The organism is Sphingomonas faeni (genome assembly GCF_040407565.1).
In the GTDB taxonomy this organism is placed as follows: domain Bacteria; phylum Pseudomonadota; class Alphaproteobacteria; order Sphingomonadales; family Sphingomonadaceae; genus Sphingomonas; species Sphingomonas faeni_F.
This window is the reverse complement of the sequence record NZ_JAPZPR010000009.1, coordinates 1-24,030: the sequence shown is the minus strand read 5'-3', so window position 1 is coordinate 24,030 and position 24,030 is coordinate 1. Positions and strand designations below refer to the sequence as shown.

Sequence of the window (24,030 nt, the reverse complement as noted above, 5' to 3'; positions counted from 1 at the left end):
TCCGCGTTCTTACCGCTGAGGAATATCGTTAGCGGGCGCAGTTGCCCGTTTTGCACTGCCCGGCGGCACCTCTCGAAGCGCTCGTTTAACGAACACCACCAAAACCATCCCCCAAGGCCTCTGCGACCAGTTCGCGGGGGCCTTTTTTATTGGAGATCGCTTTCATGCTGTCACTCACCAACCGCGCCGCCGTCGAAGCGGCCATCAACGCCGCTGCCCTCGACCCCGCCCTGCGGGACCTGCTCGCCCTCCGCGCCCGGCAGCTCGAAGACGACACTGAGCCCGACGTTGAACTCGGCGACCTTGCGCACTTCCATGCGGTCGAGCCGGGAGACGGATTGAAAGAGGTAAAGGGGGCGCTCGGCTTCGCCGTCGATATCAACTTCGTGGATGAACGTTGCTTTGGCGATCCCGACTTCGTCCCCTCTTGGGAGTGGATCGAGCATCACGGCGGCTACTTCGAACTGGCCTTCGTGCTGACAGACGGGGGCCTCGGGCACGTACTTTTCGTCCCCGATCGGCAGGGCATCGACCAGCGCCTTCTCGACCTGTGCAGAAGTCACATGACGCCCGTCTAATCGAAGCCCCTTACCCAAATGACCGCACCGTCCAAGCAGCTCGCTTCGGACGGCATTTTTATGTCTGGAAGGAAAACACTCATGCTGCTGCTAAACGATCGCGCCGCTATGGCACATGCGCTGACGCTCGACCTCGACCCAACCCTCCTTGCTCTGCTGCGCCGCCGCATCGAGGATCTCGAAGATCTGATCGACGTGACCGAAATTTTGGTCATCGTGGCGGGCGACGCCGAGTCCGACATCATCCGGCAAGTCGGCTTTTCCCCACTCGTTGAACCCGTTGACGAAGTCCGGTTCGACGCACCTGGCTTCGGCCCCTTCTGGGATCATCTAGTGGATCACGGGGGCTGGTTCGAGCTGTCGATCAGTTTTGGCTCAGCCTTCGCCTACGTCCTTTTTATCAGCGACACCGACGGCGTTCTCCCCGACCTGCTCACTCTCTGCCGACATTACACGGCCTAACCCACTAGGAGAACATATAGTGAACGTGACCTTGAAACTACTGACGGCACTTGTGATACTCGCAATCGCTCAGATCCTGACAACCGCCTTGGGCATCGTGCTTTTGATGTTGGCGCTGATGGCCGCGATTACCCATCCGCGTGAGACGCTCGGCTTCGCGTTATGCTTTGGCATGCTGATGCTTGTGCTTAACGCTCCTGCTGTTTGCGCCGCCGCGCTGGGGGCGATCGGGGTGACTGTCGCGATAGTCAATCGAGTAAGGCGGCCGGGTGAGACGCTACCGCTTTCTCAAGTGGTCACGCTCGGCGATCGAACGTGACGTCGTCATAATACCTACGTTGGGCAGTCTCGCTGGATGTTTTGAGTTGCGCGGCCTGTCTCTCCACATCACGGCTAGGACTTCGGGGGGCAGGGGAAGCGAGATGTACAGCAGGGTGGACAATCCCGAGCTCCTCGAATGGATGATGCGTACCTTCAAGCTGGCTGAGCAGCAGGAGGGCAACGATGATCAACTGTTCGGACCATACCGGATCAAGGGCCGCCCGCTCCACGTGCGTTACCGGTCAGCGGTAGGCGCTTGGGAGATCGTCGAGCATACTGACGACTATTTTGCGGCGTATCACCAGCGGCGGGACGAGGTTGCCGGCCTAGCTGACGAACACCGCGGGCTCATGGGACGCGCGGAATTCGTACGCTTCCTGATCCAAGCCGCCATAGCCACTGGAATCAATAGGCGCGCAGGCATTCTCGAGGCAGTGGAGCTGGCCGCGAACCATGAGGCGGTGCAGTGCTCCATCGATTCCGGGAGGGACTACAGCTCTATACCGACCGAGTTCGACGAGGCGTTCATCACGGCGACGCTCAACGCAGGTCGGGGAGCGCGGCGGGGACGCGGGCTCTGGTGGGTGGACAGCGACAAGACCTACCGCCTTTACGGATGAGCGAAGGTAGCGTGAACGAAGGCCAAATTGAGGTCGAAGGTTTTCCGGCAACGATCTAGGACAGTGACGCTGACGTATAATAGCCAGTCATAACAGCGACTTGGACCCCGTTTGATTAATAGCTGTGCGCAAACAATAAGGCGCTCAGCAGAGATGCCTGCACATCAAGCTGAACGGCCGCTGCGTAGGAAAACCGGCATGCCCGGTGAAAGGCTCGTAACATGGCATCCACCCGGACGAGCGCAGCTAAGGCACGCTCAGCTGGGCAGGGCCTGAACCGGCCGCATCAACAATACACCAAACAACACGACCCAGAGCCGCGGAAGCATCCTCCGCGGGATCATAACGCGCGTCATTGAGCGTGCGGAGTCGACTGGTTCCAATAGGAGCGGTCGCCCATGAGAGCATAACATGTCCACGACAAATCCGATCACCGGTTGGCCTGATGGTCCGCCGCCGGGGTCCAATCGCGTCCCCACTACGATAGCCAACGTTGAGCACATGCTGGGCCACGGAGGTATCGAGGTCCGCTACAATATTATCAAGAAAGATATGGAGATCACGATCCCCGGCGAGCCCGGCACACCGGATAACCGTGACAACGTACGCATGTCGCGGATCTTCAGCCGTGCCGCTCAGCACGGTTTGTCGACTCGGCACCTTGCGGAGTACGTCCAGGCGATTGGCGATGCGCATGCCTACAATCCCGTTGCCGAATGGATCGCCAGCAAGCCGTGGGATGGATGTGATCGTCTTCCGGCAATGCTGGCGACGATCACAACGGCAGACGACTACCCGGCGGCGTTGAAGGCCACGCTGCTCACCAAGTGGCTTCTAAGTGCCGCGGCGGGCGCCCTCAAATCGAACGCATTCAAAGCTCGCGGGGTGCTGGTGCTTCAGGGCAGCCAGGGTATCGGAAAGACCAGCTGGATTAAGCGGCTGGTATCGGACGTAACCCTGCGAGACGAGGTAGTCCGCCTCGACCATCACATGGACTGGGCGAACAAGGACTCGCTGCTGGGCGCCGTCAACAACTGGATCGTCGAGCTGGGGGAGTTGGAAGGGACGCTAAGGCGTGAACTGCCGCCGCTGAAGAGCTTCGTCACGGCGGATGTCGACAAGGTCAGGCGCCCTTACGATCGGCGAGAATCCGTCTATCCGCGCCGGACGGTGTTTGCCGCCACTGTAAACGATGCCAGCTTCCTAATCGACCCAACCGGCAACACGCGCTGGTGGACGCTGGCAGTCGAACGCCTCGACTATCTCCACAACGTCGACACCCAGCAGCTGTTCGCGCAGCTAGCTGGCATTCTCGATGAGGACGCAACGTGGTGGCTAACCGACGACGAGGAGCGTGCGCTGGAAGCCTGGAACGCAAGGCACAGGTCGATCAGCGCAATCGGCGAACAGGTGGCGGGTGCTGTCGATACCTCCGCCACCAGTAAGGAGCCCCGGGAGTTCATGACGGCCAGCGACGTCCTGCGACGCATCGGATATAAGCAACCGACCAATGCGCAGGCGAAGGAATGCGGTGCTGCGCTGAGGGAGCTCTACGGCGAACCCCGAAAGCGCGACAGCCTGATGAAGTGGAACGTCAGGTTGAAGAGCGCTGACCCGGCGGCCTGGGTCAAGCCGGAAACGAAAATCGTCTCGGATGTGCCGGGCTTGCCGCCAGCACCGGCTGAAGACGTGTTCTGACGAAGCCGCTGTCGCCGTGGATCAGCCCCACGGCGGAGGCCTCTCGAGGGGGCAGGGGGTAGCAGAAATCCAAACTCTGGATGGGGTGATAAAGCCTGCGACGAAAGTTGCCGGGCCTGCCGCCCCCTGCCTCCTGCCGCCCGCCGCGTCGTGACCGCAGAACGCGGCCACGTCCGCCGCTGCCCCTGGGACTCCACCGGGCACTGATCCGGTGCCGCCGGTCCCGACCTCATGCTGCGTCCGTCGTGCGTGCCCTCGGGCCGCTATGGCGGCGCGACTCAGTCACCCTTTTAGAAGGATATCCAAATGCCCAAGGCAAAACTCGATCACGTGTTTGCTCTCACCGCCCAGTGCGAAGAGGGCAAAAAGAAGACCGACTGGTACGATCAAACTGTGACTGGATTCGTGCTTGAATGCCGCTCCACTGGCGGGCGCACTTACTACCTCCGTTATGAAGATGCTGCTGGGCGGCAGAAGCAGCACAAGATTGGCCGGTACGAGGACATCACTTTCGCCGCTGCAAAAAAGACGGCTCAGAAGCTTCGATCAGAGGTAGTAATGGGCGGTGATCCTGGCGCGGCAAAGGCAGCTGTTAAAGCGGTTCCGGTCTATGCGGACTTGGCTGCTCAACATTTGTCAGATGCCAAACTTACGCAGCGGTCCTATGATACGACCGATGGCTACATGCGGCTGCACATCTTGCCGAAATGGGGTAAGATGCGCATTGCTGACATTGACGGCCGGGCCGTTGCGAGCTGGCTTGCTGCGAAACGCGCCGAAGGCTTGGCGCCTGCCACGGTGGTCAAGCTTAAAGCTATAATGGGACGCAGTTTCGCTCTCGGCGCGCAGTGGGGCATTCCGGGCTGCGAGCGTAATCCGTGTAGTGGCGTTCGGCTGCCTCCACTGAATAATTCGCGACAGGTATACCTCGATGCGGATCAGGCGGGGCGGCTTCTCGCTGCGGCTGCCAAGACCAAAAATCCGCAGCTGCCAGCTATTCTCGAGCTGTTGCTCCTGACAGGTATGCGAGTTTCAGAATTGCTGGCGTCCCGGTGGCAAGATCTCGACGTCGAACGGCGAACGCTGTTTGTTCCAACCTCGAAATCAGGGCGGGCACGGCACGTGCCGCTGAGTCGAGCGGCGCTTGACGTTATTGGAACGCTGTCGAGACTAGACGGGGCGACATTCCTGTTTCCAAACCCGCGCAATTCTTCTCGACATCTGACAACAATCAAGCATGCCTTTCAGTCGGCGCGAAAGGCAGCTGGGCTTGATAAACTCCATTTACACGACCTTCGTCATTCCGCAGCGTCAGCGATGGTAGGTGCAGGAATAGATCTATACGCTGTCGGCAAGGTTCTGGGTCATGCGAACGTTTCAAGCACTGCCCGCTACTCTCATCTAGCGAACGATACCTTGTTGGCTGCTGTAGATGCGGGCGCCGCGAGGCTTAATCTAAGCTCGGCGACATCCATGTAATTTGCTGTCGCCTCTATCTTGCTCCGCTCCACGCACTGGCTTCGGCTGGTCCGTGGGGCGGGCCACTTTCATATAATTTTTTTTTGGGCGACTGACGTTGTTGGAATTTGCCGAGCGTTTCTCAAGCGGTAGAGGTAGTTGTAGCCGTCACCACCCGATGTCGCGCTAAGAATGCTCAAGCATGTCCAATCCGTCTAGGGATGATCGCAGATGAATAACGATGAAACCTTAGAATCGACCGATCAAATCATAGGTGGGAAGTCTGTACAAGAATGGGACAATAGTTGGGATTATGTTCCCAATGGTTTCAATAGCCTCCAATCCCAACTGAGATCGGAACGGGGTATATTTGCTGCTAGAGAGGGGGGTCGCGTAATGTACATTGGTGCTGCGGTTCAAATATCCGGCGGGCTACGCGCTGGTTTGGCTCGAGCACGTCTCAAAGATCAAACAGGCAACACGTCGTACGGGATGAAGTCGGTCAGGGCCGCGGGCAATAGCGTCGAAGCTTACATCATCATCATGAATTCTCCGATCGCCCGTGAGGAAATTGAGGAGCTGAAGTGGGCGTTAATTGATCGGTACAAGCCGCCTATGAATGCACCGAAGGATATCGTCGCCGCTGCCAAAAAGGCCGCTTCTGTAAAACGATCCTGAGGATTTCCGACCCCATGACCTTATTATCGACCATAAACTCGTTTATTATCCGACGGTCGCGACCACCCTCATATTGACTCCATCGCTGTCTTGTTCCACTTTTGTTCCCATGAAGAACGCACTCGAGTCGATGCGCAATGACGCTGAACCGCTGTCTCAGACGCACCATCTGATCGCGGAGATCTTGCCCGAGCTGCGGCCAGCCGAGATGCAGACGGTCTACTTCCAGTGCATGGAGGACGGTCCCGAAAGCCTGCTGGGACCGATCGAAGCGGAGTTCGCTAAGCGCGGCCTATCGCCCCATGCAATGACGTTCGGTTGATGGCGAGCGTGATCACCGCCGAACGCATCGCAGACCTGATCGAGCAGGCTCCAGGCTGGGCTCTGGCGGGGCTCACGGTGCCGCAGGAGCGCTTGAGGGCCGACGCACGACGCGAGGTTGCAGAACACGTCTACAGCGCGCTGTACCAGCCGCTGAATGTCGAGACGGGACAACTGCCCCTGCCGCTATGATCTTGGAGCAGGGCGCGAGGCCGCACGAGCTTCAGGTGGTGCTTGTCGTCCTCGAAAGTGTCGATCATGATCACGATCTACAGGGGGAGGGCGCGCATGAAATGGTTGGTGGTGGCTGTCGCGTTGGGGCTCGCAATGCCGGTATCGGCCCGGGACTTAGCGGTGCCGCCGGACAAGGGCTGGAAGCACGCCGAAACAGGATTGATCCTGATGCCACAACTGGCTGGAATGTCGCGTACCGCGCTCACCGATACGACGCAGACTGAGCACGACGTCGCCGCGCAGTATGACACGCCAGATAAGAGCGCCTTTGCAACCATCTACCTGTTTCACCCCGCGATAGCCGACGTCAGTCTCTGGTTCGACCGATCGCAAACGGCCCTCGAAACACGAGAAATCTTCAAGAACGCATCGCCCGCCACCGCCGATCCGGTCGCTTTCGCCGTGGGTGGCGCCAAGGCTGCGTCGTCGTTGCGTCAGGTCTATGCGACTCCTGCGGGTCAATACCGCAGCACGGCGCTGGCGGTAGTGCCGGTCGGTGATTGGATCGTCAGCGTTCGTATGAGCGCGAAGGCTTTGACGGCGGTGCAACTGGACGCTCGTCTTCAGCAGGTGATCGCCGCCATTCGTTGGCCGACCGACGTTGGCACCGAAGCGCCCGCCGCCGCGCCGTTGAAAGTATGCGCGACACCCCTGACGTTCGGTAAAGCGAAGCTTGCCAAGCCGGACGGGGCCGATCTGCTGATGTCCCTGATGGGTAGCAGTCTAGCGGCTAAGAAAAAGACGGAGACGAAGTCGGAGCCTGCGGTTCATACGACTTGGTGTCGCGACGGGGACGCGCGCACGGAATACGGAATGTATCGATCGGACGGCGCTTCCAGCAGCTACGTGCTCGCGTTGTATGACGCCGGTCGTGTCGTCAGCGTATATCCGTCCATTATGGGGCAGATCAACAAAACCGGAGTTTATTCGGTTTCGCTGGAGGACGTCGAAGGGACGGTATCAGCCTTCCAGTCCTTCACCGCCTTACCCTCGCCCAAGCAGGTATGGAGTTTGGTCGGGTCTGGACAGCGCACTGGCGCAAAGACCGGCAATCAACTGCCGATAAGTCCAAAAGCATTCTCGAAGTGAGGACTTGATCCGATACGGTCACGCCCAATCGATCAGCGGGGGCATGACCGAGCAGCTTGGTCCTCGGCGGCTGTCGCTACCGATCATGACTAGTGCATGGTGATTTTGGGGCAGCCGGGTTAGGGAGATAACTCACTAGGAGTTATCGCCATGCGCTACGTAATCCGTAAAGACGGCGAGATGTCTACGCTGGGTGTTCACCGGAACAGTTTCGACGAGGCCCTTGCCACCGCCGCCGAGATGATCGCAATGCGCGACGACGAGAAATTAATCGCGGTCGAGGACACATGGGAAAACCGGACGATCGACGAAGCCGAGATTGCCTCGCTTATCGTCGCGAGATCCCCGGACGCTACGGCGTCGAACACTTAATCGGGGGATACGAATGAACGGCTATGTGGAATTTCAAACCCTTGAGGGTGATCCGATCGTCGTGAACGTGGATCGTGTGAACTACGTGCGCCGTTTCAGGGGTGGGAATGATGCCAGCGCCGTTAACTTCGAGAAGGGCAACTACATCGTCGTTAAGGGAAGCCTTGGAGCGGTAACAAACGCACTGCAGGAGGGATAGCTGTTCCTCGTTGCCTGTGCTTGCACGTTGGCAAGACGCTCAAGCCTCGCCCTGAGGCAGCAATTTTCGAGCCAGCGGGCCCAGTGTTCGCTACGACGCGGTCAAAATTAATGCCGCACACAGAAAAGCGCCGCGCTGCTTACGAGGAGTTCGCTGTTGCGCTCCCTAGGTACTGCAAAGGATGGCCCTGCGACCGAGGCTGTGAACGTTTTAGCGCATTCTACGCGCTCGGGCGCTATCCGATCTGGTGTCGAGGACCGATCAACCTTCGCGTCGTTGGATTCAAGATTATCTCAAGCGGACCTGCACTTCGAACCCGTGCTGATCGTCGCTATGGCGAAAACCTGGTCTCAAACGACATACGTCGATCGGTCCCAGAACATTATCCGGCCTTTGGTGCGTCGCATTCCCCGAGACGTTTGCCGGAAACCTGGGTCTTTGTAATGACCTTGCCACCCTTCTGGGCGCCGCCCATAGCCGGCATATCCATCGTTGCCTCGCTGACAACGTCATAGCTCGTGCTAGCGAACTTCCCCGACGTTGTGGCGCGCATCTCACCGGACGGCATGCCCGGCATGTTCTTACACACCAACGTGCCGTCGATTTTGCCGCCGCCCATTTTGAACTTCTCATACGTGCAGTTTTTAGCCGCGCCGAGCATGTCCTGCGGGGGCTTAGCAGCCTGTTCCGGTGTCAGGCAGGTCTGCACCTTCTGGGACTTCGCCTGCTGCTTCATCGCGTCCGCCATGCCGGGCGGCAGGCCAGGGCCTTCAACCGACAAGATCGCAACCGTCGTCTCCCACTTGCCGGGTTCAAGCTTTACCGCATCCTTGGTAGCAGCGGCGACTTCGGCAACGGAAGCATTCTCGCCCTTGACGGTCGGGCTCGAATTACACGCCGACAGCAGGGCGACGGTTGGTAGAATGATTGCGAGACGCTTCATAAACTGTTCTCCTTGCGGCAAATGCCTGACAGGTCGGTGGCGCTAATCCCGGGCTACCAAGATCACGGCCGCCTGATCCTGCAGCAAATTCCCGTAGTTGGTTAATCGACAGGTATAGACTTAACGCAAACAGATAGCGCGCGGCACAAAATATGCCGAACACCATTTCGTCACCATTGCAGGAGGTGCAAATTGTGTCAAACTACTCTTCCCCTGTTATTGGCTTGGCAAAGCGCTACCTTGTGGCCGATTTAACGCTTTCGGAGCGTTAGATTAATTGGAGGTGTTGCTTAGGCAGGCGCGATACTGCTCAGCGTCTGCGTCTCTAGATCGCGTCGCTTGAAAACTATCTAGTTCGTCACAGCTTAAGTAGCGCGGAGTCCCCGGGAAATAGCGCCGGCCGCCGCCGCGTAAGGCAAGTGGTTCGGCCGCCCTCCGGCGCCTTTTGATAATTCGTTGATTGGGTATGGACATTCTCGACGAGGTGCCCATTTATGCGGGCGTGGTCAGCGCTGACTCCAATGGCAGGCGCATGTCCAGCGTTGTTCGAAAAGACTGTCTTGCGCGTGAAACCGCGTAAACCGAATTGGCTCTGTTCCGTATCATATTTCTGCGGAAAGACACTAACGGACAGGGGAGGTTTTCGGCCTCCCCATTCCGATTTGGGGGCATAACGCCAGCAGGTAGCTATCAGCGTCCTCGAACGTTCATTATTACCCACATGGCTTGTGTCGAGCGTTGGTGTCGTCCAGCCTCTAGCTAGCAACGGCCAACGTTAAGGCTTTGGAGAGTAAAAGACGTGGAGAACTTTTCGGAACTACCCGTTAGAGACGGCGCAGGCCCCTGGCACCTTAACTATTTTAGGGTTTTCATAACCGTTCCGCATAACCGCGTGTTGCCGAATGGTAGTGGGTTGCTTGCGATGATGCATGACCTATTGGGGAGTGGCGGTGCGAGTGTCGTGCCCGAGGCAAAAACCTGGAAAACTCGTCCCACGTTAGCTTTCACAGGGGTAGCGAGAATAAAGCCGTTCTCACGGGTGGGGTTTGACGACTTTGCTAACTTCACACTTCCGCCACTGCACATCGATAGTGTGGGGCTGCCCGTGCCGGCGACCGCTCACTCCTTCACTGCGCAAACGCTCAAGCGGAATTATGAATCGCCAGAGGATCGCGCCGTCCGCAGGATGGCCCGTGTGTATTTGACGAATGACGGGAAAAAGCTACGGGAAGCGCGCAACCGCATAAATCGCCGTGACCCGTCGAGATCAAACGACATAATCGATGATATCGTTCGCTGGGTTGAAAATCGTGCGGTAGATGTCGCTGAGGACGCTCGGAAGTTCGAGGCTCAGCTGATCGACAAACTTTGCGATTACGCAGTCTTCGTAAATCAACATCATTTTTTAGCCGGGCGCAGATCATTTTGGATCGGTAGAATATCCGACTTTAAACCGAGTCAGGCCGACCTCATACATGCGCACGTTAAGCCCCCAACGGATAATATCTGGGTATTTGAGACGGCGGCGGTTGAACGATTTTCTCGTTGGGAATTTTTGGGTACTACAGAAGCTGTAATGGGTGGGAACACTAAGATGATCGAGCCAATCTGGATTTCTATGTGTCAAAACGTTGCGTCGAAATTTGGCACTGGTAACGGTTCGATTGAAATTAAGCATGATACCGTTTGGACGGAACGCGGCGTCATGCAAAGTCCGGTGTATCAAGCCATAAAAGATCGGCATGCGGTCCTGCTGCCGAACCGGTGACACCGTGAGTGCGACCGTCATTTTTGCAAAATCGGGCTGCCGTGTTCTCCGTCTGTTTCCTCCAATATCTGAGGATATCGTGGTCGAGCCGCTCACGCAGATTTGATCGGCGAACGCCGGAAACTCACCTTCAGGTTGGATGAGAAACCGGGGGACCCTCACAAGGCCGGAAAACTCTCGCTCAAAGTGGACTAAAAAACAGGGGGGGGGGCGTCAACACCGAAGCTAAGTTATCAGTGGCCTGAAAACGGGGAGCAGGTCAGACCCGATCAATGGCAAGTTCGGCACATGGACAGCGGTCACGGCGGCGCAGGGGTTCAAGCGCGAGAGGAAAATGCGGTCGGAGATGCGGTCGCCGGCATGGACGACAGACATCGCTCAGGTACCGACAGTGAGGGCTTAACGCAGGTTCGAGGTGTTGAACGTAGCGGGTTTGGATAGAACAGCGGACAGGGTGCACCCTGTTCTCTCTATCGTTTACCTTGCCGCAACCATCTTTGCTTACGTGCTTGAGGTGCTGCATTCGACGGCGGCAAAGGTACCCTGATACGCCATGATCAATCCTCCGCATTCGAACCCGGTCTTATGTGCGATTCGCAAAATCCGCAGGGACGTCCGCGGCAACGTCCTCACGCTAACAGCCTTCTACATTCTGGTTTTGTTGGCCGTTATCGGCTCGGGCGTTGATATGGGTCGCGCGTACGCGGCTAGAACAACGCTTCAGAACGCCTGCGATGCGGCAGTTCTCGCAGGTCGTCGAGCTATGACCAGCGGTTCTATCGACAGCGCCGTTACCGCAGAGACGCTGAAATTCTTCAACTTCAATTATCCGCAGGGAACATTTGGGACGACCTCCTTCACCCCGGTTATCGGCAGTACGAGCGGCTCAAGCCAGACTGTCGTCCTCAGTGCTGAAACGATGTCACCAACCACGATCATGAAGATCTTCGGGTTCTCGTCTATTCCAATCCGCGTGACCTGCAACGCAAAGCAAGACTTTGTTAGTACCGACGTCGTCTTAGTTCTCGACACGACCGGGTCAATGCGTGAAAAGGCAACATCCACCGATGCCGACACAAAGATCGTAGGCCTTCGGAAGGCTGTTCTGGCACTTTACGATCAGCTTGCAACGGTGCAGACTAACCTTCAGGCAGCTGGTATGCGGCTACGCTATGGCGTCGTACCATACGCTAGTACTGTAAATGTCGGTGCATCGATTCGAGCAGCGAACACGTCCTATATGGTTTCGCAAGCGACGTATCAAACTCGAAATCAGACATATGCCTACACTAATCAGCAGACGTGCAACGCAAGATTTGGAACGTGGGACGCCGGGAGTGGGATCTGCGAATACTTTACGTATGGCTCCCGAAAAATAGACGTTGGTCCGTATGTAAATGGTCAGCTCGTCCGGATTGCGGGACGCGACGGGGACGCGAACGCGAAGGTAGGAACATCCGATGTCAGCAAGTTTAATAGCGGGAGGACGCCTGTTGCAGATTATTACACATCTAGCCGATATTCCGCTGCTTGGGCTGGCTGCACGGAGGAGCGGCAGACATCGCAGATGGCTGCCGATGCAACGAGTATTGATCCGAGCGCGTACGACTTGGATATAGATCGCATACCGAATTCCGAAGATACGCGTTGGAGGCCCTACTGGCCGGAGGTGGAGTATCTTCCCTACGATTGGGGCGGGAATTCGGAAGTTCGCAAGCCTCAGGTTGCCTGTCCGGCTCCGGCGGCGACCATGACTACATGGACGCGTGATGCGCTCTCAAGCTATCTAAATACGTTAACGCCGGATGGGGGGACGTATCATGACTTCGGTATGATGTGGGGCGCCCGTTGGGCTTCGTCCCGAGGTATATTTGGAAGCAACAACCCAGATACGTACAACAATATGCCGGTTAAAAAGTATATTATATTCATGACTGATGGCCTTTTCGATACCGGATATTCGAGCCTTTATTCAGGGTACGGTGTAGAACAACTCGACGCAAGAGTGACGCCGGGGGGTGGTAATTCAAATGAAAATGATCAGCTTGCACGCCACAAGCAGCGATTTAACTTGCTATGCTCAAAAGCGAAGACGATGGGCTACTCGGTATGGGTGGTGGGCTTCGCGCAGCAACTTGATACGAGCTTAACTAATTGCGCTAGCAATGCGGGCCAAGCATCGACGTCCGCCAATTCGGACGCTCTGCTGGCAAAGTTCGTCGAGATTGGTAAGAACATTGGCGCTCTTCGGTTGACCCAGTGACGGTGTCGGTACGCAACATTCCAGTAAACGACGAGGAGCATTTGCGGGGTGATGGAATGACCAAAATCGTTCACTGCCGATTGCAATCGCAGCCTTTCAACAACCTTTTGCTAGAGGCATCAGGCCAATTCATCCGTTCAAAAAGTGCGACCGTCAACTTCACGATAGCCGAGGCTAAAATTGTTAAAGCCATAATTGATGCCGGCATTGCGGGATTCAGTACCGCTGACATACTCGCGCTTCTTGGGCACGATGTGACTGATAGGTCGATCAATATATGCAGAACTCATATCTCAAATATACGTCAAAAGTTCGCTTTTATAGATGATGGAAATATTTCCCTAGATTTTGATAGGGTTCGACAGCGGTACGCTTTCAATTCTCTAGAGAGTTAGTAATTCCTTCGTGCATCGATAAGCCTTGTGACGCAATGCACGCTGGAATGCTAATTTAGACGTATCGCGAAACACTGCTGGCTCAGCGGACGATCGGTGCTGTTTCGAGGTGATAGTTTATTAATGATTTAATGATATGTGGACTAAGATGCCTTTCGATACAATCTCCTCTTGGGATTTCGTTCCTTGTGCTTCTACCGTTACTGATGGCGGCGATGCGATTATGCACGTATTGTGCACTGCGTCGGTCAGTATGTCGGAATGTGTGCAGTGAGAGCGTTGAAAATCGGCAACTTTAAGCATATACGTCAAGATCGGCGCGGCGCCACGATCGTCGAATTCGCGATAGTACTGATGCCTTTGACCATTATGATGATGGCGCTGTTTGATCTTGGCTTTCGGGAATACATGAGCATTCAGCTTGCCGACGCACTAGACCAGTCCGCCCGGCAGGTTACCGTAGGAACCGTGACTACTGTCGCAACGATCAAAACGTCGGTGACAACGCGCATGAGAACTATTCTTCCAGGCGCGACGGTCAACGTCATCTCAATAAGCTACGATGCATTCTCCAAAGTAGGTAAGCCGGAACCCATCACGACCGATACGGTGCCGATCGGCGCCTACAACAAGGGCGATTGCTTCGAAGATGAGAATGGCAACGGTGTTTGGGACGCCGATTCTGGATTAAACGGAACCGGGGGATCTGATGACATCGTGTACTACACGGCTACCGTCACGTATCCGGAAATCGTTCCGATGCGGAGACTGATCGGTTGGTCGGCAACCGAGACGGTCACCGGTACTGCCATGATGAAGAATCAGCCTTACGCATCTCAGGCGGACCCTGCAGTGATATGTTCGTGACGCCCGACGTAGTGCGAACCTTTGGTCGCGTCGTTCATGATCAACGTGCGGTCGCGCTCACTGAATTCGCCATCGTTACGCCGGTTCTGCTTCTCTTAGGGTTGGGTGGCCTCGAACTCGCTAATTACGTGGGCGCTAATCTGCGGCTTTCACAGATCGCGATGACGGTTGCCGACAACGCTGGAAGAATCCGAACCTCGATCGACGAAGCCGACATCAACGAGCTCATGATCGGTGCGAAGAAGATCGGCGAGCCAATTGACTTTGCCGAAAACGGACGTGTTATTCTATCAGATCTTGAGCAGCGAACCAATGTCGCCGGTGGAGCTGGGACCAGCACCCCTACTAACCCAAACGGCTACCGCCAGTGGATCCGCTGGCAGAGATGTGCGGGCGCTCTAAAAGTTTCTTCAAGCTACGGCTTGCCACTGGACCTGAATGGCGCGGCCGTCACTGACATTGGGAGCACCGCGAACGACGATCATGGGGCCGTAGAAACTAAGTCATTTCTATCGGGCATGGGGCCATCGACTAATCAAATCTCTGCGTCGAGCGGTACAGCTGTAATGGTTGCGGAGGTCTTTTACGTATACCAACCGATTGTGCCGATAAACTATCTTGGCAACCTGACGATCAGACGCCTCCAGGCATTCAATGTACGACAGAGGACTTCTTACTCACTGCGTAACGACGGCGCGCGTAGCGGAACTTCGCGTTCTGACTGTCGACTAAATTCGAGCTCCGTACCGGCATAACGGCGGCGTCGCCGACCGGTCGAGCGAGATGTGTTTGGAGGTTTTGACGTCTTGCGTTCGCCTAAGTTCAGAACGAGGAGGCGGCCATGAATCACGTCAGCAACATCTTTCTCTACGAGGGACCCAACAGTCCCCACGCGTTCGACGTCGTGCCCCTTCAACCGCGTAATGGCGGCCTCGATGCCATGTGCCCGCTCTGCAAGGGCCGCGGGCAGTGGAATACCGAGTTTGATCTCGTCAGCTTTCGGTGCAAACGAACGGCATGCGATCGGTGCCACGGGGCGGGCTGGGTGGAAACAGGTACCGATCCGATCGGCTTACCCGATATTGAAGTTTCGCCGGAAGGGTATCCCCGTTGGACGATCCGCTTCGAACCCAGCGACACGGAGGTGGAGATTGACCCGGCTCAGCCCGGTTTGGCGAAAACGTGAGCCCTCCTGCCTGACCATCTTTAAATCAGCAGAGGGGTCGTCGTGCGTGTCGGAAACACTGGCCCCCGCACCGTCATCCGGTCCGCTGGGTAGGGCCGCTGCAGCGCCAGCACGTCGTCATAACTTCCGGTCAGCCACCGCTCGTGGTCACTAGCCTGCAGGATCGTGATCATCGCCTTGGGATGTATCGGCGCCACCAGTTCGTTCGCGTCGCAGGTGACCATTGCGAAGTAGCGCCCATCGCCGACCTGTCGCCAGAAGCCCGCGATCGCGAACACGGGTTGGTCGGTCACCCCGAACCACATCTCCCCCTTGATCGGCTTCTTGCCGTCGCCGAGGTCGGTGGACTCGCGCGCCCATTCACAAAACTCCGTCAGCGGGATCAGGCAGCGGTTTGCCGGATCGCTGACGAGCGACCGCCATTGCGGCAGATGGAGAGTGCGCACGTTGGTCTGTGCAACTTTGCGACCCGCTTGTTTCGCTTGTCCCGCAAGGACGTCCCATTCCATCACATCGAGCCCGCGACGATCAGCTTCGTTCCGGACGACGTACGCCCGACCGAACGGGCGCAGTTCCTTCGGATCGAACCGGTTGTCCATCGGCTTGTCGGCAAGCCATTCCGCACCGAACCGTTCTGTGATGGTCTCCGGCTCGCCGTCGAACCGAGCACGATTACACATCGGTCAGATCCCGAGACCGCGACGCTTGATCTCGCCGAGCAGCGCTTCGGCCACCGGATGTCCAACCTCGCCGCCCGACGGCTCGTAGGCGCTGGCTAGGTCCGCGTCCGATGCACCGTTCAACAGGCCCCTGACTTCGGCGCTAAATTCATCGACTTCCCCAGCAGCCGCGTCTGCAGCGTCTTCGCTGGTGACGGCTGGCTCGTCACCCGGCGCCGGTGCATGTGCCATGACGGCGTCCTGCTTGAACATGTCGAAGGCGTCCGCGGCTTCGTTGCGCTCTTCCAGCGCGATCTCCAGGCGGGTGAACAAGTCGAGCGACGGTGCAGTGTTTTCCATCACGAAAGCCTAAGCCCGGTTCGTTGTTCGGCGCAATATGCCGTCGCCAGGCGGCGCTGGTTCAGAGTTCTATCCGCCCGACAACGGTGGCAAACGTGATCACCGCCGAATGGATCGCGGACCTGATCGAGCGGGCCCCAGGTTGGGCGCTTGTGGGGCTTACGGTGCCACACGAGCGGATGAGCTGCGGACGCACGACGGGAAGTTGCAGAGCACGTATATAGCGCCTCGTATCAACCGATGGTTTTCGAGGCGGGGCAGCTTTGTTTGCCGCTTTGATAAAAGCGATTGTACCGTCCGAGATCATCGTGGCAGAGGGCACTGGCGGATATTCCACCAAGCCGGCATGGTTGGGCATGGAAGAATTCGAGAGCTTAGACGGCGGCGACGACTGGGACAGCGATTTTGCGAGCGACCTAGTCGGATGCACGCTGCTAGTCGGTCTGACGTATGTCGATCACGAGGACCGATTGCTCCGGCGACAACAACTCTTTGGAACCGTGTTATCTGTCGATAGTCGCGCTGGCATCGTGATCCGGCAAGCCAATAACGAGGAATTTGTGATCGCCCCGGCGCTTGAGGCTATCGAGGCGGCGAGCCCCGGCATCTACCAATTAGCTGACGAGAATGAGGCCGTGGAAGACCCGGACTTCACCGCAATGCTTACCATACGATCACCACTGCGTAGCTAGATTGAAAGACCGTTCTCCACCGACGTCGGATTACAACTACCTTTCCGTCGCCGCCCGTTGCCGCTGCTCATCGCCTCTTCTAGCGTGGGCTCATGTGGACTTTCTTCCTTTGGACATTCGCAGCTCTAGCGGCGGCGATCTACTGCCTGACTAAGGCTGTAATCGACATCCGTAATCGAAAGTATGTCTCGGGCGTTGTCGGCTTAGTAAGCGCAGCGGTATTCCTGCTCACCCCTACGCAGGTCACAACCCAGCCCGTAAAAATCGATTTGCCTGCGTAAATCTTACGTCTGCTCACGCCCACACCCGGCTGTTCCAATCGGCAGCTCGCAGGCTCGAAAGCGGATATTCGTTCATCGCCACTATCGATGATGCAAAAAATCAAACGTTTTGCATCAAATGGAATGGAGGTGCTGAGCAGTATGGCGTTATCGAATTGCACACGCGGAGCGAATAAGAGATGATGCTGACATGACCGTCGCTCCGCTGCTTCATGCCTTTTTTGTTCTAATCGCTGCAACGGCTACCGTCTCAGCCCAGAGCTATCAGCCAGCCCCAAGCGACCAACTGACCTGGCGTGGAAGTTTAAGTGGCCCGGAACTGATTGTAGATTCGCCTTTGGTTCCCTTACCGACGGTAGGCAAAGGTGCACGTCGTCTCGTTTTGCCCGGTCCCAAAGGCCCCGTACCCAAAGCCGCCGTAATCCCCTTTGCAGACGGCGGTGGAACGGTCACTCTCCTCGCCCGCTGGCATGACGGTTGGTTAGTTGGTACTAATAACGGTGAGTGGGGCGGGGCCCTGTATATTGCCAGACCCGGCAAGCGGATCATGTTGGCCCAGGGCAATGTCATTGGTGGCTTTACTTCTCGGGGCTACTTATACGTTCTCTCGGGCTTACGACACCTTGGCTTGGACAAAGGTGAATTGTGGGAACTGGATTTGAAGGCTTCACGGCTTGTTCGACGTATCCCGCTTCCCGCCCAGCCTAATGATGTCGTTGTCACTAAAAGCGAAGGTGTGATCATACGCACTGGTCGTGGAGATGTTGCGCTCCTGCCAAACGGCCAAGTCGCTCCCCCCACCGGGGGCGGAAAGGGTAGCTAAAGCACACGTCCTGCTCACTTATGATGCGAAATTCACGGCCTTCGCATCAGCTGAAGAACGGCAGGAAACCTAGGGCTCTGGCAATGTAAAATACTGATGCATCTGGGATACCCGTTCAGTGGTCGGTTTTAAGGGGCGTGGCCTGCAGCGCGGCCGGTTCGCTTCCCTCCCCGTCCCAGACACTTTCCAAGCGGCGAATATTCGCTTTATGCCACGGCCATCTCCAACGCGTCTGTCGGGTTAGGTTGGACATCGAATCCTAAGGTGCAATGATGGCCGAACTATCGAATCTGAGATACGCGGTGGAGATCGCCGATATCGGCTTGCCGTTTGCATGGACAACGGTGGCATTACGCTTGTCGATCCAGGGAGCCCTAGTTGAGCTGCGCCTTTGTCGGCGCGGGCTGGGTTCAAGGGCTTTTCGGATATTTGATCGGCAGACCGGCGAACCTTACGTCGCATGACCGTACCCGATCGAACGGCACCTATCGAGGACACGTCGCCCGAAAGCCGCCCGTCCGCTTTCCTTCCCAGTCCAGACATTCCGCTTTCGCCCATTTTCTGCCTTTCTGGGGAACGTTGCCGTTGCCCGAGAACGGTCATCCGTTCAGCTACTCTCGTATTCTGCTCGCTCGTCCAACCAGCAGTCCACGCCGTTTAGGTTGGCTCGCATCCGGGTGTCGAACTCATCAAAGGCGACCTCATGGGGATAAAGCGGCAGACCCTTCGCCAGCGCTCGCTTTTCAAGCACTCCTAAGGCCTGATGAAATGCCCAAAGGGCCAGTTGCCGCCAGTCGTCTCCCTGCGGAACTGCCTTCTCGTTCGCCTGATATATCTCGTTAGTGGCGTTCGAGTTGTCAGATACCCTCACGATTTGGGGCCATAGAGCCTTCGTGGCTTCGAACAGGGCGCTCTTATCGATAGTCATCCGGCGCTCCTCGTCACAGTGGCAGCTTTCATGCCGTCCAACGCCAAAAGCCGCCAGTCCGTTATCCTTCCCATTCCGGTCATTCCGCTTACGCCCATAAGCGGCCGCTCGAACTGACGATTCGGGCACCTGATAGCAGTCATCGGTTAAGTTGGATCTTCCCGAGAGCCCCAAGCCGTCGGCAGGTTCACGGAATTGGAAACTCACGCACCGGCCGTAAAGCGATAGTCAGCGGTCACTCTCAACCTGTTGTGAACACACTGCGGATAAGGACTGCTGCCAAGGAACCTTTAGTTATGTTCAATTGGCTGTCTGAACTCAAATCGCGCCGGCTGCCGCAATCCGATGCGTTTTTGCTCGAGCAATATACCACGCTACGCCGTCAGATTCCGCTGATGTACGCGCTAATGTTCATTAACGTGCTGTTTTTAGGCATCGAGTCATTCCGTGACGTTCCGTTCGGAATGAGCTTCGGCATACCGATCCTGCTGTCGTTAGCGATTATGGTCAGGGCGTTTCTATGGGTGCGCCGTCGATCCTTTGTTGCCCAGCCTGAACAAATCCGACGCTATATGCGCGGCACCATAATTACAGCGACGCTCCTTAGCATAGTATTTGGCACGTGGGGCTCGCTGCTATTCTCTGAATCAGAACCGATCCGTAGCGTCTCGATCTCGCTGTACGTTTTTGTAGGAGCAATAAGTTGCTGCTTTTGCCTGCAAGCTTTGCCTAGCGCAGGCTATCTCGTGCTGCTATTTGGCGTTCTACCGGTTACGATCCGTCTTTTTATGGCGTCCCAGTGGTCACTTTTTAGCATAGGCGCTAACTTTCTTATTGTCGCAATACTGATATTGCGCACATTGGCTACCAACCACGCTGGCTTCAAACAGGTTCTTCAGTCGAGATCTGACATGCTAGCAGAGCAAAAGCGCGCGCAAGCGGCAGAACTCGCTGCGCAGAAGCTTGCTTATCGAGATCCGTTGACCGGCTTAGCCAACCGGCGGGCCCTCAGCGAGAGGATCGATTCGTTTCTCTCTGCCCATGAACCCCGTGGGGAACTGTATCTACTCCTGCTCGATCTAGATCTGTTTAAAGGGGTGAACGATACTTACGGTCATGGCGCAGGAGATCACCTACTGAAAGCGGTTGCGCGTCGGCTCGGTTCGATCGTCGAACAGACTGGCGAAGTCTACCGACTAGGTGGTGATGAGTTTGCCATCACGCTTCAATCTGACGAGAGTTCCAACGGCGTAGCGAACACGATTGCGGATCAGCTGGTTCGGGAAATCGCGGCACCGTTTTCTATCGGCCGGTTCTCGCATCATATTAGCGCCAGCATCGGAGTCTCGTGTCTCCCCAACGATGCCGCGAGCCGCGAAGAACTGCTACAACACGCGGATATTGCTATGTATGATGCGAAGTCGCGTGGTCGATCGCGCCACCGCATGTACGCTCCCAGCATGGGGCTGGCGCTCGTTGCTCGTGCAGAACTTGAGCGGGAGATCCGCGTAGATTTCGGTCCCGACGCCTTCCAACCTTTCTACCAGCCAATCGTGGATCTACCGTCTGGCCGAATCGTCGGGTTTGAGATGTTGGCTAGGTGGAGACGTGCTAACGGTACGATGGGCGAACCCAGCCGCTTTATTCCGATAATGGAGGAATGCGGGCTCATTGACGAATTGATGCTGCAACTTCTCGAGCAGGCTTGCATAGACGCAGAGAGTTGGTCGCCGGAATTGACCATTGCTATCAACCTGTCGCCGGTCCAGTTTCGCGATCCGGGGCTCGCGGAAAAAATTCTGGCCGTTCTTACGCGGCAGGGTTTTCCCGCGAGACGGATCTGCTTTGAAATTACTGAAAACACCTTGATCGCGGATGCGACTGCCGCGCGACGAATTATCGAATCTTTAAAGAATCAAGGCGTGGGTCTCGCCCTTGACGACTTTGGAACAGGGTTCTCTTCTATCCAACACCTCCGCATGCTGCCATTTGACAAGCTAAAGATTGATCGTTCTTTTGTTCACAACGCGGACTCCGATGAAGCCGCGTACCGAATGGTAGCTGGGATTATAAGGCTGGCAGAAGGTTTGAAGCTGAGTGTGGTCGCGGAAGGCGTCGAAACAGCCTCAGTGCAGGACACTCTCAAGGCTCTCGGATGCCAGTATGCGCAAGGGTATCTATTCGGTAAGGCTGCGAACGCGTCTGACACCCACGAACTATTAAAGCGGATGCCGCCAGGGCATTATAATCTTCCTGATCAGACAATCCGGAGCCCACGCTCCTGATAATCTCAATTAATTGGCAGTCGAAGTGTCTAGCTTAACTTCTGACTCAGCAGCATTTTTGTCACCCCAGCGAGTCGCTAGCTACTTTCGGTAACCGTTCGATTTCATTTTCAGCTCCGGGACCGAAGGTGTAGTTACGTTGGCTTACACCAAAAGGCGAACGCGCTACCGAGCGCCACCGGCGGGCGTTCGAGCCGGCAGCTTCTGCCTGAACGAATTTCCGCTTACGAAAATTCCTCCGCTAAAGCAGACGATCCGCATTCCTGCCCATTGCGGCCATTCCGCTTTCGCCCACTTGCGGACATCGCCAACCGAGCGCAACCTGCAGGGATGGGAATATCCACCATTTTACCATTCATCATGGCGTTAAGTTGGAGCGCATTGCCGCTTGAAGAACAACGAGGTGACGCGGGCTTCTATGGCGCATCCGTCAACTACAGAGAAGGCGAGTGCTGGTTTTGGACAGGAGATGTTGGATTAACGGCTCGACAGTTTGAACGTGACTTAGCCGAGAGGTTTGACAGCAGGCGGGGAATTTTCATTTCTCATGCCGCAAATACTCCGCGAAAGTGCGTTAAGCTCGCGCAGCGCTCAGCAATTCGGGCCGGGTTCAAGACGGTGAAAATTGCCGTCCGTGTTGATGCTGGTGCAGTCGCGCCACCATCGAACGGCAGCTAACCTCCCAAAGCGGCCATTCCGCTTTCGCCCATTTATGGACATTCAGTTGCCCGGTGGCGCTCCCCGAAAGCAGCCGCTAGTTTATGTGGATGATGACCATCACAAGAGCGCTACGCCAGTCGACATCCGGATTTGTCGCTTTTGTCGCAGTCTCTTCGTCAACTCTGCAAGCAGCGCCCCAGATGCCGCTGGCCGCAGGAACCCATGTTCAGTTGAGTTTGGTGAAAGCGGCAGCGAGAAAGTGCGGGTTTCGGCGATTCCGCGTCGGGGAAAGCGCATTCTCGTACAGGTATCTCTATACTGACGACGATCTCGGGTCCTATCCGTGCATTGAAAGTTGGCTGAAAAGGAGGGCACGAGGCATCGGTCTTGCACCTCGTTACGAAGGCGATGTCTACGAGCGGTGAATAGAGCAGAGCGTCCGCTAACTATGAGGCATTTCCCGAAAACAGCCTGTCCGCCTTCCTCTCCCAAGTGACCATTCCGCTTACGCCATTCCGCTTACGCCATTCCGCTTCCGCCTATTTGCGGACATTCCGATCGAGGCTAGGTGGTAAGCGATAACGGGGAGGCATGTGGTGATGCTTGGACTATTTGCGCTTGCTGCATCGTCGGTCACCCCGTGCCCCGTTGAGCACGCTCAATATGTGATGCGACACCACTCTAGGTGGACGGCTCATTATCGTCAGGTCGACAGCGGGCCAGACTGGCCAAGCAATCTCGCGCTGGCGGTACACGATCAACGGTCGGGAGAGACGTCGTGGTGGCTGCCATGGAACGGTGGAACCGACGGGCTTCAGAGCATAGCTTCAACGGAGGATGTTACAGCGAAGGGGTGGCAATCGCCCGATCAGGACGAAGGTCCTCGCCCCCAAGGGAACAGGCAGTACATCGGCTTCGATGCCGCCTACAACTTGATCGACCGCGTTCCACGAACGGGCGACGCTGCACCGTCTCACATGCTTTTCCCAGACTCGGCGGGGGCGGGGGACAAAACATTCGGCTGGAAGGACTTCTTCGACCTTGTGGGCTGCTCAGGGAGTGTCCGCTAACCTCCCCTTCCTGACATTCGGCGTAGATCGTAGGATAGCGTGATGAACGACGATATCAGCTTACGAATGATCCAAGTTGCCCTGCACTGGGCTTGGGACCCGATCGGCGTGCGGGGTATCAAAGAGGCTGCGGACGAGTACGACATGTATGCGCCTCGGGTGCTCGAAATGCTGAAAGCCGATGCGCCGGTGGAGCAAATCGCCGACTATCTTACGAGCGTCGTTCGGGATCGAATGGAGCTTCCGGTGCGGCCCGACCGGGATAGGGACCTGTCGTCCATGCTGCAACAAATGTTCCTCATCATCCGGTAAGCGGACGGTCCGCTATCCTCCCCATCTCCGACATTCCAGGGGCGATAACGATCGGACAGAAGCGACCTTTCAGCCCTCCTACGCAGGTATAGCGCAGGTCGGCTTTCCAGCTTTTCCCAAGCCAAAGCGCTTTCGCTAGGAAGCGGCTGATCCGCGGTCTCATGCCAAACTGGGAAGCGGCTGGGTGCCGCCGTCAGGGCAGGATCTATTGGGTGATAATCATATGTAAAAGCACGATCTTTCTCGTTTCGTCACTAGCCTTCGTAATGCGGGGGTCACAGGTTCGAGTCCTGTAAGCGGTGAGCTGCCCCCTTCTGAGCGGTCCATCGACTATGAGAGTCTGGATCAAGGAAGGGACGACGAATGCCTGCGAAAAAGCACAAGCCGGAAGAGATCATCGGGAAGCTGCGTGAAGTTGAAATCGTCCTGGGCCAGGGCGGGACGACCGCCGAGGCGTGTCGGCGGATCGCGGTCAGCGAGCAAACCTATTACCGCTGGCGCAAGGAAT

At 56.6% G+C, this 24,030-nt stretch carries 28 protein-coding genes; 24 read left to right on the top strand and 4 right to left on the bottom strand.

Annotation, left to right across the window (positions count from 1 at the left end):
* Window positions 1–164: 164 nt before the first annotated feature.
* From O6Y00_RS17715 to O6Y00_RS17660, 12 genes are all read left to right on the top strand, one after another.
* The gene (locus O6Y00_RS17715) at window positions 165–578 is read left to right on the top strand and encodes a hypothetical protein (protein ID WP_353443888.1); all 414 of its coding nucleotides are present in this window, start codon (window positions 165–167) and stop codon (window positions 576–578) included.
* A gap of 18 nt (window positions 579–596) precedes the next feature.
* The gene (locus O6Y00_RS17710) at window positions 597–1,040 is read left to right on the top strand and encodes a hypothetical protein (protein ID WP_353443887.1); all 444 of its coding nucleotides are present in this window, start codon (window positions 597–599) and stop codon (window positions 1,038–1,040) included.
* 19 nt (window positions 1,041–1,059) lie between these two features.
* Window positions 1,060–1,359 carry a hypothetical protein gene (locus O6Y00_RS17705; protein WP_353443886.1) on the top strand — a complete coding sequence of 100 codons (300 nt, stop codon included), beginning with the start codon at window positions 1,060–1,062 and terminating at the stop codon, window positions 1,357–1,359.
* On the top strand, window positions 1,310–1,981 hold the full coding sequence (locus O6Y00_RS17700; RefSeq protein ID WP_353443885.1) for a hypothetical protein: 672 nt from the start codon (window positions 1,310–1,312) through the stop codon (window positions 1,979–1,981). Before O6Y00_RS17705 ends, O6Y00_RS17700 begins: the two co-directional genes overlap by 50 nt.
* 411 nt (window positions 1,982–2,392) lie before the next feature.
* A complete protein-coding gene (locus O6Y00_RS17695) occupies window positions 2,393–3,679 on the top strand; it encodes a VapE domain-containing protein (RefSeq protein WP_353443884.1) in 1,287 nt (428 codons plus the stop codon).
* Between the two features lie 306 nt (window positions 3,680–3,985).
* Complete coding sequence (locus O6Y00_RS17690; RefSeq protein WP_353443883.1) at window positions 3,986–5,158, top strand: site-specific integrase; 1,173 nt, start codon at window positions 3,986–3,988, stop codon at window positions 5,156–5,158.
* Window positions 5,159–5,368: 210 nt separating this feature from the next.
* Complete coding sequence (locus tag O6Y00_RS17685; protein ID WP_353443882.1) at window positions 5,369–5,815, top strand: hypothetical protein; 447 nt, start codon at window positions 5,369–5,371, stop codon at window positions 5,813–5,815.
* A 109-nt stretch (window positions 5,816–5,924) separates the two neighbouring features.
* Window positions 5,925–6,137: a hypothetical protein gene (locus tag O6Y00_RS17680; RefSeq protein ID WP_353443881.1), complete on the top strand. Its 213-nt coding sequence runs from the start codon at window positions 5,925–5,927 to the stop codon at window positions 6,135–6,137.
* An 8-nt stretch (window positions 6,138–6,145) separates the two neighbouring features.
* Complete coding sequence (locus O6Y00_RS17675) at window positions 6,146–6,328, top strand: DUF6771 family protein (protein WP_353443880.1); 183 nt, start codon at window positions 6,146–6,148, stop codon at window positions 6,326–6,328.
* A 66-nt stretch (window positions 6,329–6,394) separates the two neighbouring features.
* A complete protein-coding gene (locus O6Y00_RS17670; protein ID WP_353443879.1) occupies window positions 6,395–7,459 on the top strand; it encodes a hypothetical protein in 1,065 nt (354 codons plus the stop codon).
* Between the two features lie 150 nt (window positions 7,460–7,609).
* Window positions 7,610–7,831: a hypothetical protein gene (locus O6Y00_RS17665; RefSeq protein ID WP_353443878.1), complete on the top strand. Its 222-nt coding sequence runs from the start codon at window positions 7,610–7,612 to the stop codon at window positions 7,829–7,831.
* Window positions 7,832–7,844: 13 nt separating this feature from the next.
* The gene (locus O6Y00_RS17660) at window positions 7,845–8,030 is read left to right on the top strand and encodes a hypothetical protein (RefSeq protein ID WP_353443877.1); all 186 of its coding nucleotides are present in this window, start codon (window positions 7,845–7,847) and stop codon (window positions 8,028–8,030) included.
* A gap of 382 nt (window positions 8,031–8,412) precedes the next feature.
* Here O6Y00_RS17660 and O6Y00_RS17655 read toward each other — a convergent pair whose 3' ends face one another.
* Window positions 8,413–8,973 carry a DUF3617 domain-containing protein gene (locus O6Y00_RS17655; RefSeq protein ID WP_353443876.1) on the bottom strand — a complete coding sequence of 187 codons (561 nt, stop codon included), beginning with the start codon at window positions 8,971–8,973 and terminating at the stop codon, window positions 8,413–8,415.
* A 961-nt stretch (window positions 8,974–9,934) separates the two neighbouring features.
* Here O6Y00_RS17655 and O6Y00_RS17650 point away from each other — a divergent pair.
* The 6 genes from O6Y00_RS17650 (at window position 9,935) to O6Y00_RS17625 (ending at window position 15,452) form a co-directional block, all read left to right on the top strand.
* Complete coding sequence (locus O6Y00_RS17650; protein ID WP_353443875.1) at window positions 9,935–10,741, top strand: hypothetical protein; 807 nt, start codon at window positions 9,935–9,937, stop codon at window positions 10,739–10,741.
* Window positions 10,742–10,973: 232 nt separating this feature from the next.
* Complete coding sequence (locus O6Y00_RS17645) at window positions 10,974–11,144, top strand: DUF4113 domain-containing protein (protein WP_353443982.1); 171 nt, start codon at window positions 10,974–10,976, stop codon at window positions 11,142–11,144.
* Between the two features lie 150 nt (window positions 11,145–11,294).
* On the top strand, window positions 11,295–13,004 hold the full coding sequence (locus tag O6Y00_RS17640; RefSeq protein WP_353443874.1) for a pilus assembly protein: 1,710 nt from the start codon (window positions 11,295–11,297) through the stop codon (window positions 13,002–13,004).
* A gap of 665 nt (window positions 13,005–13,669) precedes the next feature.
* Window positions 13,670–14,266 (top strand): TadE/TadG family type IV pilus assembly protein, encoded by a 597-nt coding sequence (locus O6Y00_RS17635; RefSeq protein WP_353443873.1) that lies wholly within the window; start codon window positions 13,670–13,672, stop codon window positions 14,264–14,266.
* Window positions 14,257–15,021 (top strand): TadE/TadG family type IV pilus assembly protein, encoded by a 765-nt coding sequence (locus tag O6Y00_RS17630; protein ID WP_353443872.1) that lies wholly within the window; start codon window positions 14,257–14,259, stop codon window positions 15,019–15,021. The genes O6Y00_RS17635 and O6Y00_RS17630 overlap by 10 nt, the downstream gene beginning before the upstream one ends.
* Window positions 15,022–15,107: 86 nt before the next feature.
* Window positions 15,108–15,452, top strand: coding sequence for a hypothetical protein (locus tag O6Y00_RS17625; RefSeq protein WP_353443871.1), 345 nt, complete (start codon window positions 15,108–15,110; stop codon window positions 15,450–15,452).
* 20 nt (window positions 15,453–15,472) lie between these two features.
* On the opposite strand, the gene O6Y00_RS17620 is transcribed toward O6Y00_RS17625, so the two are convergent.
* Both O6Y00_RS17620 and O6Y00_RS17615 read right to left on the bottom strand, forming a co-directional pair.
* On the bottom strand, window positions 15,473–16,132 hold the full coding sequence (locus O6Y00_RS17620) for an SOS response-associated peptidase family protein (RefSeq protein WP_353443870.1): 660 nt from the start codon (window positions 16,130–16,132) through the stop codon (window positions 15,473–15,475).
* Window positions 16,133–16,135: 3 nt separating this feature from the next.
* On the bottom strand, window positions 16,136–16,471 hold the full coding sequence (locus O6Y00_RS17615; RefSeq protein ID WP_353443869.1) for a hypothetical protein: 336 nt from the start codon (window positions 16,469–16,471) through the stop codon (window positions 16,136–16,138).
* Between O6Y00_RS17615 and O6Y00_RS17610 the strand changes: the two genes are divergently transcribed.
* On the top strand, window positions 16,456–16,695 hold the full coding sequence (locus O6Y00_RS17610) for a DUF6771 family protein (protein WP_353443868.1): 240 nt from the start codon (window positions 16,456–16,458) through the stop codon (window positions 16,693–16,695). The genes O6Y00_RS17615 and O6Y00_RS17610 overlap by 16 nt on opposite strands.
* Before the next feature lie 39 nt (window positions 16,696–16,734).
* Window positions 16,735–17,163 (top strand): hypothetical protein, encoded by a 429-nt coding sequence (locus O6Y00_RS17605; protein WP_353443867.1) that lies wholly within the window; start codon window positions 16,735–16,737, stop codon window positions 17,161–17,163.
* Window positions 17,164–18,874: 1,711 nt separating this feature from the next.
* On the opposite strand, the gene O6Y00_RS17600 is transcribed toward O6Y00_RS17605, so the two are convergent.
* A complete protein-coding gene (locus tag O6Y00_RS17600) occupies window positions 18,875–19,195 on the bottom strand; it encodes a hypothetical protein (RefSeq protein WP_353443866.1) in 321 nt (106 codons plus the stop codon).
* 296 nt (window positions 19,196–19,491) lie between these two features.
* Between O6Y00_RS17600 and O6Y00_RS17595 the strand changes: the two genes are divergently transcribed.
* From O6Y00_RS17595 to O6Y00_RS17580, 4 genes are all read left to right on the top strand, one after another.
* Window positions 19,492–21,480 (top strand): putative bifunctional diguanylate cyclase/phosphodiesterase, encoded by a 1,989-nt coding sequence (locus O6Y00_RS17595; RefSeq protein ID WP_353443865.1) that lies wholly within the window; start codon window positions 19,492–19,494, stop codon window positions 21,478–21,480.
* 330 nt (window positions 21,481–21,810) lie between these two features.
* A complete protein-coding gene (locus O6Y00_RS17590) occupies window positions 21,811–22,158 on the top strand; it encodes a hypothetical protein (RefSeq protein ID WP_353443864.1) in 348 nt (115 codons plus the stop codon).
* Between the two features lie 1,094 nt (window positions 22,159–23,252).
* Window positions 23,253–23,522 (top strand): hypothetical protein, encoded by a 270-nt coding sequence (locus tag O6Y00_RS17585; protein WP_353443863.1) that lies wholly within the window; start codon window positions 23,253–23,255, stop codon window positions 23,520–23,522.
* 363 nt (window positions 23,523–23,885) lie between these two features.
* On the top strand, window positions 23,886–24,030 hold a 145-nt coding region (locus O6Y00_RS17580), incomplete at its 3' end, for a transposase (protein ID WP_332783971.1).

Bases quoted from the DNA above. Each gene is read 5' to 3' on its own strand.
- O6Y00_RS17655 (WP_353443876.1), bottom strand. From the start codon at position 8,973: ATGAAGCGTCTCGCAATCATTCTACCAACCGTCGCCCTGCTGTCGGCG.
- O6Y00_RS17695 (WP_353443884.1), top strand. From the start codon at position 2,393: ATGTCCACGACAAATCCGATCACCGGTTGGCCTGATGGTCCGCCGCCG.
- O6Y00_RS17710 (WP_353443887.1), top strand. From the start codon at position 597: ATGACCGCACCGTCCAAGCAGCTCGCTTCGGACGGCATTTTTATGTCT.
- O6Y00_RS17670 (WP_353443879.1), top strand. From the start codon at position 6,395: ATGATCACGATCTACAGGGGGAGGGCGCGCATGAAATGGTTGGTGGTG.
- O6Y00_RS17715 (WP_353443888.1), top strand. From the start codon at position 165: ATGCTGTCACTCACCAACCGCGCCGCCGTCGAAGCGGCCATCAACGCC.
- O6Y00_RS17600 (WP_353443866.1), bottom strand. From the start codon at position 19,195: ATGACTATCGATAAGAGCGCCCTGTTCGAAGCCACGAAGGCTCTATGG.
- O6Y00_RS17625 (WP_353443871.1), top strand. From the start codon at position 15,108: ATGAATCACGTCAGCAACATCTTTCTCTACGAGGGACCCAACAGTCCC.
- O6Y00_RS17630 (WP_353443872.1), top strand. From the start codon at position 14,257: ATGTTCGTGACGCCCGACGTAGTGCGAACCTTTGGTCGCGTCGTTCAT.
- O6Y00_RS17665 (WP_353443878.1), top strand. From the start codon at position 7,610: ATGCGCTACGTAATCCGTAAAGACGGCGAGATGTCTACGCTGGGTGTT.
- O6Y00_RS17660 (WP_353443877.1), top strand. From the start codon at position 7,845: ATGAACGGCTATGTGGAATTTCAAACCCTTGAGGGTGATCCGATCGTC.
- O6Y00_RS17680 (WP_353443881.1), top strand. From the start codon at position 5,925: ATGAAGAACGCACTCGAGTCGATGCGCAATGACGCTGAACCGCTGTCT.
- O6Y00_RS17620 (WP_353443870.1), bottom strand. From the start codon at position 16,132: ATGTGTAATCGTGCTCGGTTCGACGGCGAGCCGGAGACCATCACAGAA.
- O6Y00_RS17690 (WP_353443883.1), top strand. From the start codon at position 3,986: ATGCCCAAGGCAAAACTCGATCACGTGTTTGCTCTCACCGCCCAGTGC.
- O6Y00_RS17585 (WP_353443863.1), top strand. From the start codon at position 23,253: ATGAACGACGATATCAGCTTACGAATGATCCAAGTTGCCCTGCACTGG.
- O6Y00_RS17615 (WP_353443869.1), bottom strand. From the start codon at position 16,471: ATGGAAAACACTGCACCGTCGCTCGACTTGTTCACCCGCCTGGAGATC.
- O6Y00_RS17595 (WP_353443865.1), top strand. From the start codon at position 19,492: ATGTTCAATTGGCTGTCTGAACTCAAATCGCGCCGGCTGCCGCAATCC.
- O6Y00_RS17590 (WP_353443864.1), top strand. From the start codon at position 21,811: ATGGGAATATCCACCATTTTACCATTCATCATGGCGTTAAGTTGGAGC.
- O6Y00_RS17685 (WP_353443882.1), top strand. From the start codon at position 5,369: ATGAATAACGATGAAACCTTAGAATCGACCGATCAAATCATAGGTGGG.
- O6Y00_RS17640 (WP_353443874.1), top strand. From the start codon at position 11,295: ATGATCAATCCTCCGCATTCGAACCCGGTCTTATGTGCGATTCGCAAA.